General features: G+C 47.6%; 10 protein-coding genes, 1 tRNA gene and 3 pseudogenes. 4 read left to right on the forward strand and 10 right to left on the reverse strand.

Annotated features, from left to right (window positions below):
• Positions 1-66 precede the first annotated feature (66 nt).
• The 5 genes and pseudogenes from gyrA to K0C01_RS03425 all read right to left on the reverse strand — a co-directional run bounded on the left by gyrA (position 67) and on the right by K0C01_RS03425 (position 6,194).
• The gene (gene gyrA / locus K0C01_RS03415) at positions 67-2,529 is read right to left on the reverse strand and encodes a DNA gyrase subunit A (RefSeq protein ID WP_221170647.1); all 2,463 of its coding nucleotides are present in this window, start codon (positions 2,527-2,529) and stop codon (positions 67-69) included.
• A 2-nt stretch (positions 2,530-2,531) separates the two neighbouring features.
• Positions 2,532-2,951 (reverse strand): annotated as a pseudogene (locus K0C01_RS13030) (DNA topoisomerase IV subunit B); the annotation flags it as partial.
• Between the two features lie 6 nt (positions 2,952-2,957).
• A pseudogene (locus K0C01_RS13035) lies at positions 2,958-4,226 on the reverse strand (hypothetical protein); the annotation flags it as partial.
• Positions 4,218-5,765: pseudogene (locus tag K0C01_RS13040) on the reverse strand (DNA gyrase subunit B); the annotation flags it as partial. The pseudogenes K0C01_RS13035 and K0C01_RS13040, both read right to left, overlap by 9 nt.
• Positions 5,766-5,945: 180 nt before the next feature.
• Complete coding sequence (locus tag K0C01_RS03425) at positions 5,946-6,194, reverse strand: hypothetical protein (protein WP_221170649.1); 249 nt, start codon at positions 6,192-6,194, stop codon at positions 5,946-5,948.
• A 162-nt stretch (positions 6,195-6,356) separates the two neighbouring features.
• On the opposite strand from K0C01_RS03425, the gene K0C01_RS03430 reads away from it, so the two are divergent.
• Positions 6,357-6,430 (forward strand) — tRNA-Phe (locus K0C01_RS03430).
• A gap of 147 nt (positions 6,431-6,577) precedes the next feature.
• Positions 6,578-7,036: a hypothetical protein gene (locus K0C01_RS03435; protein ID WP_221170650.1), complete on the forward strand. Its 459-nt coding sequence runs from the start codon at positions 6,578-6,580 to the stop codon at positions 7,034-7,036.
• Between the two features lie 39 nt (positions 7,037-7,075).
• Here K0C01_RS03435 and K0C01_RS03440 read toward each other — a convergent pair whose 3' ends face one another.
• Positions 7,076-7,627, reverse strand: a complete 552-nt coding sequence (locus tag K0C01_RS03440) for a methyl-accepting chemotaxis protein (RefSeq protein ID WP_221171184.1) — start codon at positions 7,625-7,627, stop codon at positions 7,076-7,078.
• Positions 7,628-7,837: 210 nt separating this feature from the next.
• Positions 7,838-8,254 (reverse strand): methyl-accepting chemotaxis protein, encoded by a 417-nt coding sequence (locus K0C01_RS03445; protein ID WP_255568375.1) that lies wholly within the window; start codon positions 8,252-8,254, stop codon positions 7,838-7,840.
• 354 nt (positions 8,255-8,608) lie between these two features.
• Here K0C01_RS03445 and K0C01_RS03450 point away from each other — a divergent pair, with 354 nt between their 5' ends.
• Positions 8,609-9,868, forward strand: coding sequence for a chemotaxis protein CheC (locus tag K0C01_RS03450; protein WP_221170651.1), 1,260 nt, complete (start codon positions 8,609-8,611; stop codon positions 9,866-9,868).
• A gap of 35 nt (positions 9,869-9,903) precedes the next feature.
• Here K0C01_RS03450 and rtcA read toward each other — a convergent pair whose 3' ends face one another.
• Positions 9,904-10,914: an RNA 3'-terminal phosphate cyclase gene (rtcA, locus tag K0C01_RS03455; protein ID WP_221170652.1), complete on the reverse strand. Its 1,011-nt coding sequence runs from the start codon at positions 10,912-10,914 to the stop codon at positions 9,904-9,906.
• Between the two features lie 161 nt (positions 10,915-11,075).
• Here rtcA and K0C01_RS03460 point away from each other — a divergent pair, with 161 nt between their 5' ends.
• Positions 11,076-12,206 carry a M20 family metallopeptidase gene (locus tag K0C01_RS03460; protein WP_221170653.1) on the forward strand — a complete coding sequence of 377 codons (1,131 nt, stop codon included), beginning with the start codon at positions 11,076-11,078 and terminating at the stop codon, positions 12,204-12,206.
• Here K0C01_RS03460 and K0C01_RS03465 read toward each other — a convergent pair.
• Positions 12,185-13,198, reverse strand: a complete 1,014-nt coding sequence (locus tag K0C01_RS03465; protein ID WP_221170654.1) for a GNAT family N-acetyltransferase — start codon at positions 13,196-13,198, stop codon at positions 12,185-12,187. The genes K0C01_RS03460 and K0C01_RS03465 overlap by 22 nt on opposite strands.
• Positions 13,199-13,317: 119 nt before the next feature.
• Positions 13,318-14,967, reverse strand: coding sequence for a tRNA uridine(34) 5-carboxymethylaminomethyl modification radical SAM/GNAT enzyme Elp3 (locus K0C01_RS03470; protein ID WP_221170655.1), 1,650 nt, complete (start codon positions 14,965-14,967; stop codon positions 13,318-13,320).
• Positions 14,968-15,074: the final 107 nt, after the last annotated feature.

Below are 15,074 nucleotides of genomic sequence, written 5' to 3' on the forward strand. Positions count from 1 at the left end.
TGTACAATAAAAAATCCCCGATATAGCGTTTTCAAACAGAGAATTTAGAAACGCAGACAAAGTTGGTTACTCTGTTGAGCAACTATCCGAACAGAGAGTTCCAATAGCAGCAACGGAGTCTCCGGATTCAAGTTCCATCACAATCACTCCTTTCGTATTTCGCCCAACACGAGAGATGTCAGCAGCTCTCGTCCGCATAATCTGACCGGAAGCACTGTAAACAAACAGATGATCATCGTCTTCAACAGGACGAACGGCTGCAACGGGACCGTTTCGCCCAGAGGTTTTGATATCAACGACACCCTTGCCGTACCGGGACTGAGGCCGATACTCAGAGAGAGGGGTCCGTTTCCCGTATCCATTTTCGGTAACAGTCAGAAGTGTTGTTGAGTCGGGATCAGAGATTGAGCTAACACAAACAGCGGTATCAGCCTCTCCAAGATTGATCCCTTTGACACCACGTGCAGATCGACCCATAGATCGGACATCAGATTCAGAGAAGCGAATCGCCATTCCATTTCGGGAGCTGATCAGAAGATCATCGTCTCCGTCTGTTGTGGTGACATCTTGGAGTACATCTTCGTTTTCAATGTCAGCAGCTATAATGCCGGTTGAGAGGATATTCTCGTATTCATCAACATGTGTGCGCTTGATATACCCCTGTTTAGTAATAGTGACAAGATACTCGTCGTCGACATCAGAGGCATTAACGACCGCAACAGGTGACTCGTCTTCGTCCAAGTTGAGAACATTTACTGCAGCAGTTCCTCGGGCTGTACGGCCCATTTCAGGGACCTCATACCCTTTTGTAGAATAAACGGTCCCCTTGTCAGTAAACCATAGTAATCGGTCATGCGTGCTAGCACAGAGAACGCGGGCAACACGATCGTCTTCTTTGACATCAGCACCGATGATTCCTTTTCCACCACGGCGCTGATCATCAAACTGGTCAACAGACATCCGTTTGACATATCCAGATTCAGTTAACACAATAACGGACTGCTCTTCGGGAATAAGGTCTTCATGTGTTACGTCTCGGTGGTCATCAATAATATTTGTCCGTCGTTCATCACCGTACTCAGATTTTGTTTCACGGAGTTCCTGTTTGACGACGGCGTTGAGTTCTGTTTCATCCTCAAGGATTGCGCTAAGCCGCTTGATGTCTTGCTGAACGCTTTCATACTCATCACGGATTTCGTCTGCTTCCATCGATGTCAGACTACCAAGCTGCATCCGGACAATGTGATCAGCCTGATCAGTAGAGAAATCAAAGGTTTCCCGCAGTGCATCTTTTGCATCTGATCGGTCCTCAGCTGATCGAATCAACTCGACAATATCATCCGCATTCTGGACAGCCTGAAGGCGACCTTCAAGGATATGGGAACGGTGGGTAGCTTCATCAAGTTCATATTCACTCCGACGCCGGACGACTTCTTTACGATGAGCGATGTACTCTTCGAGCGCCTCCTTCAGCGACAGGACCTGTGGTTGACCGTCAACGAGAGCAAGGAGAATAACGCCGAACGTGGATTCAAGATGGTTATCAAGCAGTTGGTTTTCGACAATATCGACGTTGGCACCACGCTTGCACTCGACGACAATCCGAACACCGTCTCGGTCAGATTCGTCTCGAAGGTCAGAGATTCCTTCAATATCACCAGATTTGATATCATCTGCAATGCGCTCAACAAGACGAGCTTTGTTTTTCTGGTATGGAATCTCCGTGATAATGATTTTATCACTACCGCGATCAGATCGCTCAATCTCATAATCTGCTCTAACACGGAGACGACCACGGCCTTCAGCGTATGCCTTGTGGATACTATCTCGACCAACAATAGTCGCTCCTGTGGGGAAGTCAGGCCCCTTGACGTATTCCATCAGATCAGGCACAGAAGCCTCAGGATTATCAATTAGATGAATTGTAGCATCAATTATTTCGCCGAGATTGTGTGGAGGGATTTTGGTTGACATGCCAACCGCAATCCCTGATGCACCGTTAACAAGCAAATTCGGAAACGCAGCCGGTAGGACATCGGGTTCAGTGAGCCGATCATCATAGTTAGATGAAAAGTCAACGGTGTCTTTATCGATGTCGTCAAGCATCTCCTCAGCAATCGAAGCCATGCGAGCTTCGGTATATCGCATTGCGGCTGCCGGATCATCATCCATTGATCCAAAGTTACCCTGGCCATCAACGAGCGGATATCGCATCGCAAAGTCCTGGGCCATTCGAACAAGGGTGTCATAAATCGACGAGTCGCCGTGTGGGTGGTAATTACCCATCGTTTCGCCAACAATTGAGGAGGACTTCCGATGTCCTGATGTTGATTTGACACCCATTTCATGCATCGCATATAGGATGCGTCGATGGACAGGTTTGAGACCATCGCGGACATCTGGAAGTGCACGACCAGCAATAACACTCATCGCATAGTCGATATAGCTTTGCTCCATCTCCTCTTCGATCCGGACAGCTTCAATATCGGCAGCTTCGATGTCAGGTTGATCTGAAATTTCTGAACTCATAGTTAGATGTCCACCCAATCTGCTTCAGGTGCATGTTCTTCGATAAACTCCTTACGTGGCTCTACAGCATCACCCATCAAAATCGAGAACATTCGGTCAGCAGCTGCCGCATCCTCGACGGTGATTCGCTTGAGGTGTCGATTTTCGGGATTCATTGTTGTTTCCCAAAGCTGCTGTGGATTCATTTCACCGAGACCTTTGAATCGCTGTACTTGATCTGGTGAGCCGTCGCAGACTTCATCGACAATACGATCACGCTCAGCTTCGGTCATCACATCGTATGTTTCGCCATTGTGTCGAACCCGATAAAGAGGTGGTCGTGCAGCATACACGTATCCGGACTCGATAAGTGGTTTCATGTGTCGATAAAGGAGTGTAAGCAGCAGTGTTCGAATGTGGGCTCCGTCAACGTCTGCGTCTGTATTGTGAGCGCAAAGGCCGCCAACACCGGCAACGAAGTTCTCGTCATCAGCCACAGAGAAATCATAGACATATTCGCTTGTCGGCTCAACTTCCGAAACAGATGTAACATCAAGTGCAACTAGATCATCTGAGACAGTGGTTATCGATTGACCAGCACTCACTGATGGTGTGGCAAACAATTGGTCGAGTGCGGCATCGAACGTTGTATGTGGTTCTGAAAGACTAACACAGATCTGATGAACTGTGTTACTATTATCAGATGTACGTGTCGAACGATCAGCAAAGACGCCAATACCAGATAGTAGATACATCAGGCCACTAGCCAAGTCTCGAGACGATGTAGACCAAACGGCAGTGCTGTCAGTAAGATTGCCACAGACAGCAGAGAGCCCTCGTACGAATGCTTTCTGTTGTTCCGTCGTTGTGTTATAGATTAGGTCTGGAACAGTAGAAAGTTCACCTGAGAGGTCACCAGTTTCGGAGAAGAATTGAGCAAGCAAACGACCAACAACAAGATCATCAATCTGGATCACAGTGTCTGTTGTCTGTGTTTTCTTTGTCACCGATGTGTTGAATGTTGACTCGATAACATCGATATATTGATCAACATCACTCACGGCGTCAGCTGGAAGGTAAATATCAACAGTATTTGCAATAGTAACCGATCCTCCAGCGATAACACCGAGCAGTTCAGCAAACTCGTCAGTGACAGAGATCGAGCGAGGAACCGTCGAGAATGTGTTATCGTATTCAAGTGAGATTGTATCTGACGGCAGAGCATCCTGCTGTGCGGGAGTAAGGTCTGAGACAGGTACAGTTCCGCCATCAGCGACTGGTGTTACGGAGGTGTTCGTTGTTGACTCGTTGTCTGGGAGACGGACAGAAATCTGTGCATCTGAACCAAACCAGTCAAGAAGATCAATCGACCCAGGTGCTGCTGAGGACGGAAGTGGGAGCTGACGAGGTGCAACAACCTGATCATCAGTCGTAATCGCGTCGCCTGTTTCAAGAACAACCTCTCCATCACGGTATACAAAGACACTGTGTGATGCAGTTACCTTGAGGCTCCGGCCATATTCCGTCTCAATTTGATATAGCGGCTCAGAGATTTCGTGACGAATGACTTGATCAATTGGTTTAAACTGTGTTTCATGGGTGTCTCGATCAAAGCATAACACCTCATAGTCCTCATAGCCATCCCCGTCAGTATCGATCACTGAATCGATGAAGTCACCAATGGTGATAAACCGAACCGTACCGTCCGGAGTTCGAATGAATCCATGCTCATCACCATCGACACTCATGATAATGAGCTTCTGGTAGCGTGCATCATCGATATCGAATTCATCACCAATTCCCGTACCAAGGGCGGTAATCAGTGATCGAATTTCATTGTTCTCAAGAATACGATCAAGCCGGTGTTTTTCAACATTGAGGATTTTCCCCTTGAGTGGGAGTACAGCCTGGAATTCTGGGTTACGAGCCTGTTTTGCGCTGCCACCAGCACTGTCACCCTCAACGACATATAGCTCTGCTTCAGATGGCTCACGAGTTTGGCAGTCAGTCAGTTTACCTGGCAACGCTGTCGACTCCAGAGCACTCTTTCGACGAGTAAGCTCTTCAGCTTTCTGCGCAGCTTTACGGGCCTTTGCTGCTTCGACAGCTTTCGAAACGATAGCCTTTGCAGTTGATGGATGCTCCTCAAAATACGTTGAAAGCCCACTATGAGTTGCACTTTCGACAATGCCTCGGACGCCAGAGTTACCAAGTTTGGTCTTTGTTTGTCCCTCAAACTGTGGATCAGGATGACGGACCGAGATAACGGCTGCCATTCCTTCACGGATATCTTCACCTTTTAGGCTATCAATGTCTCCAAGAAGGTTGTTCGATTTCGCATAGTCGTTAACGCATCGCGTCAGTGCGGTTTTGAACCCTGTCAGGTGGGTGCCACCCTCACGAGTATTGATGTTATTTGCAAACGCGTGAATCGAACCTTGAACATCCTCTGTTGCCTGTAGGGCAATTTCAACAGCTACATCCCCATCAGCATTTTCTGCTGGTGCTGAATCGGAGAAGTACACGACTTCATCATGGAGCACATCTCGGGTTTCATTGAGATACTCAACATACTCTCGGATGCCTCCTTCATACATGAATGTCTGCTGAGTATCATCTCGCTCATCAATGAGCGAAATTTCGACACCAGAGTTAAGAAACGCAAGTTCACGTAGTCGATTTTCTAAGGTTGAATATGCAAAGTCAGTTGTTTCAAAAATTGAGTCGTCTGGCCAAAATCGAATTTTCGTGCCAGTATCCTCATTCGGTTCAAGATCCCGTACTCGCTCAAGCTCATATTCTGGGGTTCCACGGTCGAATCGCTGCCGCCAGACAGCGCCATCACGCTTCACCTCAACTTCAAGCCATTTTGAAAGTGCATTCACTACGGAAACGCCAACACCATGGAGTCCACCAGATACCTGATAGGATTTACTGTCGAATTTTCCCCCTGCATGGAGAACTGTCATAATAACCTCAACAGCCGGGCGATCATGCTCTTCATGCATATCGACCGGAATCCCTCGTCCATCGTCAGCAATTGATACTGAGTTATCTTCATGAATCGTCACGTCAACAGATTCACAGTGTCCAGCAAGCGCTTCATCAATTGCATTATCAAGAACCTCATAGACGAGATGGTGGAGTCCACGTTCATCAGTGGAACCAATATACATCGCCGGGCGTTCCCGAACAGCTTCAAGCCCCTCCAAAACATCGATCTGTCCGGCACCGTACTCCGTTTCATCACCACTCATAAAATACGCTATATAGTAGACTAGCCGCCCCTATAAGCGTTCATATGTGCCCGCGTGCGCGTGCGCGTGGAGCGGTGCTCAAACGACTAAGTCGCTCAAAAACACAGTTCAGAGATCAATCCGGTAATCGCTACCTCGACCGTTGATACAAGCAAAGAAAGGACAATTGAGTTAACCTACTCACCGACGATCACGGTATGTATAGAGATTATCCGTAAGGCGCTCTCGAAGGTCCTTGTCAGATTCGTCTTCCTCGTCATTTTCGTTTTCAACGGCCATCTTCGAAGCCGTTGACTCACCGTAGTCAAACTGAACCTCTCCTTTTCGGGAACTCACCCTGCGATATCGGAAGATAACTGCAAGGGTGATAACAGCCAACACAGCCGCAACTCCGAGAGAAGCGATCCACACAGTGTCAATCACCAGCATGTATCTCCTTAGGCGCTAGCCGATCCCTTTAAATTATCGGATTGCGTTCGAGAGACGCTGGTTGAGAAAAGCGAGACCGAAGAGCAGTGTGATCAAGAAACATACCAAGCAGGAGGTGCTTTCGAAATTCTTTTTACTACGATTACTTGATTGATTGATAGAGCCGCCTTAGCTCAGACTGGGAGAGCACGCGACTGAAGATCGCGCTGTCCCCGGTTCAAATCCGGGAGGCGGCATTCCGTTTTATTCGATAAGTGCAGTATAAAATGTACCCTGCCACGGTCAATATCGCGTAGTTTCGTCTCAGGTCGTGTTCTTTCGGAGAAAGAAGATATTCCATACGGCTAAATATTTAATATTTTGACAGTACATGGGTCAACAAAATGCCAATCAGTGAAATTCTTCGGCGACTGCCGTGGCAGGCACTGTTTCAGATAACATACCTATTCCGCCGGTATGTATTTGCAAGGCAACCTGAGAGAGTCAATCATATGATCGTTGAGAATAAATCACCTGATCAGTTACAGCGACTTTTTCTCAAACAAGGTCTGATGAAAGGCGACTATGCCTCATACTATTACTATGGAGAAAATCTGAATATGGTTAGAGGACTCTTTAAGCGAGACAGGTACGAATGGTATCAGTATCACGTGCGAGGCTTTGAGAGAGACTCAGGTACGTTGTTACGGCCACACACTGAGCTGTACTGGCGAATGTATCCACGGAAACATATGCAGTTTGTAAATCTCGATGTCGATGAGGGGATCGAGATCACAAAGTCAATTCTTGATGCGGAAAACGTCGATTATACAATTATCGAGGTAGATGAAAACAAGACGTGAACGACCAATATCAAACTACGTGCTGTATGTGAGAGCGGATTATTCGTTGCGGTTGTTAGAGCCAGCAGGACTATTATCAGAACGGACACTAAATTGGGCAAGTTTAGTGCTAAGTTCTTGCGAACGTTCAGAGAGAGACTGAGCACCCTGTGAGATTTGAGAAACTGATGCAGTTTGTTCCTCTGCGGCTGCAGCAACACTTTCAGCCTCAGCATTTGTTTCTTCACTGCTCTCAGTCGCCTCATCGAGCATGTTCACTACCTGCTGACTTGATGTAGCTTGTTCATCAGTGGCATCGTCAATTGCCTGAATGCCATCATCAACGTCAAGGATGCCGTCTGCAACCTCGTTGATTGCGTCAAGTCCTTCTTCAACATTTTCAACGCCGGTAGCGACATCCTGTCGCATAGCTCGAATTTCATCCACTGCTTCAGCAGTAGAAGCTTGAACGCCAGTGATAAGTTCATCAACCTCGTTGGTGGCTTCGGCGGTCTCTTCTGCAAGGCTCTTGATTTCATCGGCAACGACAGCAAAACCCTCACTGTCGCCGCTGGTACGAGCAGCCTCAATAGATGCATTTAACTTTTGCAGGCTACGTTCCCGTCCTCAAGGATCGATCAACGGGAGCGAGTAGGGCGGGGATACAGCCGTCACTTAGCCACAGCAAAAACGTTCAAGTCAATTGCTGACGAACGCTGAATTGTGACGGAATTTACTCATGAGGCTGGCTTAGAGTGGGATCATAACCACGGTCAGACTCCATCTCACCGTCACCAGCAAGTAGGGTTGGGACAATCCGAATCAACGTCTGCGGAGACTGGCACCGCTGTGAGCCTGTCCCAGCGCAGGACAGGGCTTGCAAGTGCCGTCGTGGAACCAGAAACTCCTGTCCAAAAGGCAGGAAGCCCCGCACTCAACGAAGGAAGGGCACAGCCCGATCGGAGGAGAGCGGGGTAAGTTCACCGCGAGCATATTTGTTTGTTCGGCAATATCATCGATGATGTCGACAATTTCTCCAATTTCGCTGATTTCGCCGTCAAGTTTCTCAACACGGGCAGTGATATCCTCTGCACGTTGGTCAAACTGCTCCATTTCATCTAATGCGTCAGTAGCAACGTCACTTGCATCATCAGCACGACTGGCAACGCGGTCAGAAACCGAGGCTACTTCATCAGACGTTGAAGCAATCTCTTCAATAGTGGCAGAAAGATCATTCATTTCCTTTAAAACCTCTCGGAACCGCTCGGTCTGTCGTTCAGTTGCAGCAGAAATCTCTTCAGCTGATCGGCTTACCTCATCACTCGCTTGATCTACTTCCTCAACGCCGATGGAAACATCCTCAGGTCAAGCCCCGTGGCATCCGCCTCGGTTATTCTATGAAATAGTCTCGGAGCAATTCCCGAAAGCACTCAGCCCGCGCTTCTGCTAGCTCCTCCAAGATTGATCTCTAAAAGGCGGACTCTGGTACTGGAAAACTTTCATACCAATCCAAAGGCCGATATATAGCCATTTCCTACAATCAGACAACAACCAGATGGTTACTCAGATGATGCAGCCACGGAGGCAAGAAGAATGCGTTTTGATGTAAAGACACTTGAGACATTTAATCAACTTGCCCGTGAAGGAACAGAGAGTGCTGCTAACTCACTAGCAGATCTACTTGGGACACAAACAACAATTGATATTACGGCTGTAGAAATTGTACCGCTGCCTGATCTTGCACTTGAGTTTGCCGGAACAGAGGTTCATGGAGTTGAGATTGGGTTTGACGGAGGAATGCGCGGGTCAGTGATCTTAGTATTCGATGAAGAAAGTGCTCAAACATTGGTACAGGAAATGATACCTACGTCAATGGCAACGGACGAAGCAATGTATGAAAGTGGTGTAACCGAAGCAGCAAACATCATGATAGGAGGGGTACTTGGAGCATGGGGGGAGCATTTTGAAGAGAAGCTTCAGCCAGAACCACCAGAATACATCCACGGTGATTGGGAGATCGTAGTTCCACAGACAATGCCTGCATGGACGGGACATCAAGCAATTCTCTCATTTGCCAGTCGACTTCGGTGTGAAGAACAAGAACTTGATTTTGATATCTATATTCTTCCAGAAGAGCGGTCGTTTGAGTCGATGGTCGGAGCAGTAGACGGAGACGAGGCTTCTGAGCTAAGCGTCGAAAAACTCTCAGTGTTTAACGAGATGACGAAGATCGGAGCAAAAACCGCATCAAGAAAAATCACTGAGATGACTGATATACGAACAACGGTTGATATCAGTCGTATTACTGTTGCACAAACAAGAGATATCGATGCTATTCTCGGAAGCTCAGAGCGGCTTGGAGCGGTGGCGACATTAGAAGAATCTCCAAACGGGATTGTCGCAGTTCTATTTGATACAGACTCAGCCAAGACGGTCGGAGATGCAATGCTACCGATGGCAATTGAAAGTGATAGCCTGACAGATCAGCATCATGCGGCGATTAAAGAAATCGGAAACATGATGATCTCAGGATTTATTGACGGATGGGCAAACGTGCTTGGCCGAACAATTCAGCATTCGCCACCGGAGGTAATCAAGGGCGGTGCCAAAGAGAAAATGATTGAATCACAGCTGGTCAATGCACACGATGAGGAACATGTGTTTATTATCAACTCAGCGATCAAGCAACCTGGAGGGGAAGTCGACTGTCATCTTGTTGCCTTACCGACTAAAGACGGGTTCCTGCAGATAATTGAAGACGTTTCTGTTGAGACAGCGACAGAGGCAGTCCACCAGCCAGAGATGTTGCAAGCAGCAGACTACGAAATAATACAAAACGAAATAGAGGATTGAGATCGATAGGCCAAGCGAAGATATCAGTGTATGACTTAGCTAGTTATTCGGGGGTGTCCATCCTCAATTTCTTCAACGGAAACTGAATAGCCAAATTTTGACAACAGTTGACTGTTCGTTTTGATATGATCAGTGACTGACGGGGCAATAATTGTACCACCATGTTGAACGAGGAAAATAAGCAGTTGATCGGCCATATGTTGATCGACCGTTGCTGGCGAATCAAGGAGTGAACGGACATCAGCAGCAACTCCATTCGCAACTGCTTCAGCAGGTGTCCCTCGTTCGCCAAGGGCATCAAACCCAAAGATAGTGTTGTCAAACTTAAGGACTGCCGTTAAGAATGAGCCAGCAGAGTCCGCATTTGAATACAAAGCTGTTCGGTGGTGAACATCAATCCCATCATTATCCAACTCCGAAACAAGTTGCTTGGCCTGTCGTTCAGCGACGGACTGCTCAGCAAGCGATTCTGAAGCCCCTGAGAAAATAGACGTAGTATCAAAGTCACCTCGCTGAGTAATTGAAATCGATGACGGAGTAGAAGGAAAGACGTAGAGCGTAGTCATTCCGCCGCCAGCGGGATAAAATCCTCTTCGAGAGACATCGACGGTGGAATAAACCCCAAACTGTCGAAGCAATGGCAACTTGGCATGGCGGAAATAGCTCATTGTTGGCGACCACTTGACGTCAGTACCACCAGACGCAGTTATTGATAGCGGGGCCTCAATAGCGCTAGCAAGTGGTAACACAGTATCAAAAAGCAATGTAACACTTCCGGCAGTGCCAATGTTGATCGTGTATTCCCCGGGGACAATGGTTTCTGGGATAAACCGGAGCGCTTCAGATCCAACTTCAACATCGGAAACTGTTGCATTGGAGATATCAGCCATTAACCGGACACAGGAAAGATGCTGAGGGCGTAATCCCGGTGTGGACCGATTTCCACGAATATTGTGCATGTGTATCCCCTCTCCGGAGAGAACAGAACATGTCAGCGCAGACCTGAGAAGTTGCCCGCCACCAGCATTGCCATCGATATCGATCATATTGATACTGGAAGATAGAAGTACAAAGGTATCTCGGGGGAACACCGTTAGAGCGGGTTAAGTTGAAAGTCAACAGAGAGAGCGGGAAGAAACCAAGAAAAATAACGATTATTAAGGCAAGTTGAACAGATACATATTCATTAGGCAATAACTCAACGGCAATGACGGAGATGCCGTATCGAGATCGCGTCGTCGACCTGACGACGGAACTGATGACATACAAATCGACGGAGGATCGGCCTGAAGAGATTGACGCTTGTATGGATCATGTTGCTGCATTCTTCGAGGATGCAGGCCTCGATGTACAACGCCATCGATTTGATGGGACTCCATCACTTGTCGCAACACCGGATGGATCAAAGGCGCCAGCAGTTATGTTCCATGGGCATATAGACGTAGTTCCGGGCAACGAACAACTGTTTGAGCCAACGATTGACGGGAATAAACTGCAGGGAAGAGGATCTGCCGATATGAAAGGAGGCGTGGCAAGTATGATGCACGTGCTCTCGGACCTGCAGAGTCTTGAAGATCCACCGTCAATCGGGATGATGGTTGTGAGTGACGAAGAGCGAGGAGGTCTGCAGGGGGCGAATGCGTTAATACAGGAAGGGTATCAACCAGAGTTCTGCATTACGAGTGAACCAAACAATCTTGACGGATATATTGATGTTATCAATAGACAGAAAGGGATCATTCAGCTTGAGCTAACGGCAACCGGGATATCAGCACACGCCGCGACACCCGAAAATGGAGAGAACGCGATTGAAAAGCTCATGGAAACGTATCCAGAGATACGCGATATCTTTGCAGAATACAAGGACGAGGAATGGGGTACAACAGTCAACTACGGGAGAATAGAAGGTGGGACAGTCATCAACCAACTTCCAGATGAAGCAAGGCTGTCTCTTGATGTCCGGTTTCCAAAGCTTGAGGACAAGGATGATATTCTCATGAAGTTGCGAGAGATCAGTACAATTGATGTAAAAAGCCGGGGAGAAGGGGCACCTGTTGACACAGATCCTGAGAATCCATATGCACAACAGCTAATACAGAAAGCCGAGGAAGTGATTGACCAAGAAGTTAAGTTTGCGAGTAAGCCACACGCAAGCGATCTTCGACACTTCGCACAGCAAGGTATTCCAGGAGTTGTGTTTGGCCCAGAAGCGTACGGTTCACATGAGCCGTTTGAGCATCTAGTTATAGACAGTATCGATGACTACTGTCAGTCGTTGTATCAGTTTGGAAAGACAGTCACCAAGGCAAAACAGGATCAGACAATCAGTTCCCAGTAGTCGTCGTGTTCTGCAGTGATTTGATATTCATAGCCAAGATGATCCAGTAGAACCTTCATACCGTTAATAAACTCAACATCTATATCTGGATCGTCTTTCAGATACTGGAAGATGACTGCGTCACGGTTTTCACCATCTTTATGCAACCAGTCAGGGATAACGCCAACTGGCGTAAGTCCATACTTATATGCTACCTCATACAGAGATTTGGCATCAGGTGAGTTCATATCCGCTGCAAACATGATATGTGCTCCCTCACTGTGCAGCGCATCTTCAAGACCCTCAGCGGTATGATACCAGTCACCCATACCTGAAAGCTCAGGATCCCGCTCGATTGTTGGTTCTGGCTCGTCTACATCAAGTTCGATATACCGTACGTCTCGGTTGAGATACGAATCAGAGAAATGACCAAACGCATATTCAACAGCATCTCGCAATCGCTGAGGGACATACAAGGGACGTTCTTCCGTCGAAACGCTATTTTCGTGGAGAACAATTGCCTGGCTTTCAGGTTGATCACCGAAGAAAGGCGTCTGAAGACCCTTATGGAATGAAACAGGCATCAGACCACGTGAATTGAGATTCTGCTGGGAGTAAGGATGTTCAGTCACAGCAGCAGAAAAGATCGGCCCAGAATGGCCAATATCTTCTAAATATCCAAGCCGGTGTTGAAGCAGGGCTCGAGCAAGGCCATTGCCTTGATAGTCTGGTTTAACAGCTAATTTACAAATTTCAGCGTTATCTGTATAGACAGAATTAAAACGGATTGAAGCTGTAGCCGCGATGTCACCATTGTCAGCCTCAACGGCAAATGTCACGAAGTAATCGTCGTTGAGCAGGCCGTTTTGTGCCTTCTTCGGGTTGGCATATGGATAGGTAGTGCCATCAGGGTATGCGGCTGAAAATACGCTTGCAATACCCTCAGCATCAACTTCTGTCGCTTCGCGAAGCGTAAAGCCGTCCGGTACCTCTGGATACAGTTCAATTGCCATATCTAATTATTATGAATCAACTATTTGAGCCTACCGAGTCAATTTCAGACTTCATCTCAGATTACTAAAACTATAAATATAACAGTGCGCTCAAGAAACATCGAAGATTGGGAACGGAGCTATAGGTCTTTGACTACGTATGGACCGTCTTGCTCGTATTCGAGTTTATTTCGATAGTACTCACGAGCGCCAATGCCACTGATAACAGCAAGTCGATCATATCCGGCGTCGGCAGTGATTTCCTCAGCCCGTGCGAGTAATTGTTTTCCGTATCCTTGATGTTGCCAGTCGTCACTTGATTTGCCAATTCCGATCTGGTTTCCGTAGACGTGAAGTTCGCGAATGATCGCTGCGTTCTGGAGTTCAGGACGATGCGGGTTACCGGGGAATCGAAGTCGACAGAATCCGATAAGAAGATCCTGGTCTTGATCTTCAAAGCTGAGGAAATATTCTGTACCGCCGACAGCCTCATACCGTTGTTCAAGAAGTTCAATTGAGTCAGGAGTCTCTTCGTTCATGCCGACCTCACGACAACGGATACACCGACATGTCTCTCCCCGATCTTCCAGTTCATGTCTTGCGAGTTGTCGAAGATTCGACTTCTGAATACCAGCAGAGATATGTCCTGCAGGAATATCACGCATCACACGCTGCAGACGCGTATACGGTGGAATCATCTCCTTAATATCAGCAATTAGTTCGGCTGCACGCTCACTTTTTAATGGACTAAATTCGTCGCGATGGTGCATGTCATACACGACGGTGTCAGGAACTACAAGCGTCGGGTAGATTTTAAGATAGTCCGGACGCCAATCAGATTGCTCGAAGATACGTCGGAAGTCTTCACGAACCATCTCAAGAGAAGTTCCTGGTTGTCCTGGCATCATGTGGAATCCAACTTTGAATCCAGCGTCGCGTAGACGACGGTTGGCATCAATTGATTCCTGAATGCCGTGCCCTCGACGCATCTCACGGTTGACACGCTCAAAGGTTGTCTGGACACCAACCTCGACTTTTGTACCTCCTAGGCTAAGCATGCGGTCGATTTGCTCAATATCGCACCAATCTGGTTTTGTTTCAAATGTAGTTGCAATATTACGGACACTCGCAGTTTCGTTTTCCTCGATTATATCCTCAAGATACTTGAACTCGTATTCGGATGGATCCTGAGCGAAGCTCTTTCCTTCTGCTGGGTTCGGTTCAGCTTCTGGATCAAAGTCATTCATTGCCTCAAGCGCCCGCTTGACAAAGAACTCCTGATAATCATGACTACGTGCAGGGAACGTTCCACCCATGACGATAAGTTCTGTCTTATCGACAGGGTGCCCAATCTCGCGGAGTTGATTGAGTCGAAGTGTAACTTGTCCATATGGATCATAGTCATTTTGTTCAGCTCGGGCTGCTGCTGGTTCATCGCCAGTGTAGCTTTGTGCTGATGAAAACTCAGAATCTGGTCCGCCAGGACAGTAGAGACACTGGCCATGAGGGCAAGTCTTCGGACTAGTCATAATCGCAACGGGCGAGACACCTGAAGCTGTTCGGACAGGCTTACGTTGAAGAATTGCCTCTAGATCCTCACGGCGGCCATCAGGAGCGTGGTCAAGCAACTCAGTATTTTTAGGGACACGAGGTGCTGAGTGCTCTGAGCAGACTTCTCGTTTGAGTGGCTCAATATCATCTCGATCAAGATCCTCTTGAAGAATTCGATTAATGATTTCAGAGCAGACACGCTCAAAAGTATTTGATTCCGCCGCTGAACCTGTACTCATCGTATATTAACCAAGGTCGTCGCGTGAATAAGGATGACGGAGCACGTCGGAGCGAACAAGAAAGGTTTTCTAACGTATCTCCATGACACAGTGGACTTCCTGGCTAC

The sequence above is a fragment of the Salinarchaeum sp. IM2453 genome (genome assembly GCF_019693215.1).
Lineage (GTDB): Archaea > Halobacteriota > Halobacteria > Halobacteriales > Salinarchaeaceae > IM2453.

What these genes read in the sequence shown, in the direction of transcription:
- gyrA (WP_221170647.1), bottom strand. Translation starts at nt 2,529, where the DNA reads ATGAGTTCAGAAATTTCAGATCAACCTGACATCGAAGCTGCCGATATT.
- K0C01_RS03425 (WP_221170649.1), bottom strand. Translation starts at nt 6,194, where the DNA reads ATGCTGGTGATTGACACTGTGTGGATCGCTTCTCTCGGAGTTGCGGCT.
- K0C01_RS03435 (WP_221170650.1), top strand. Translation starts at nt 6,578, where the DNA reads ATGCCAATCAGTGAAATTCTTCGGCGACTGCCGTGGCAGGCACTGTTT.
- K0C01_RS03445 (WP_255568375.1), bottom strand. Translation starts at nt 8,254, where the DNA reads ATGAATGATCTTTCTGCCACTATTGAAGAGATTGCTTCAACGTCTGAT.
- K0C01_RS03450 (WP_221170651.1), top strand. Translation starts at nt 8,609, where the DNA reads ATGCGTTTTGATGTAAAGACACTTGAGACATTTAATCAACTTGCCCGT.
- rtcA (WP_221170652.1), bottom strand. Translation starts at nt 10,914, where the DNA reads ATGATCGATATCGATGGCAATGCTGGTGGCGGGCAACTTCTCAGGTCT.
- K0C01_RS03460 (WP_221170653.1), top strand. Translation starts at nt 11,076, where the DNA reads ATGACGGAGATGCCGTATCGAGATCGCGTCGTCGACCTGACGACGGAA.
- K0C01_RS03465 (WP_221170654.1), bottom strand. Translation starts at nt 13,198, where the DNA reads ATGGCAATTGAACTGTATCCAGAGGTACCGGACGGCTTTACGCTTCGC.
- K0C01_RS03470 (WP_221170655.1), bottom strand. Translation starts at nt 14,967, where the DNA reads ATGAGTACAGGTTCAGCGGCGGAATCAAATACTTTTGAGCGTGTCTGC.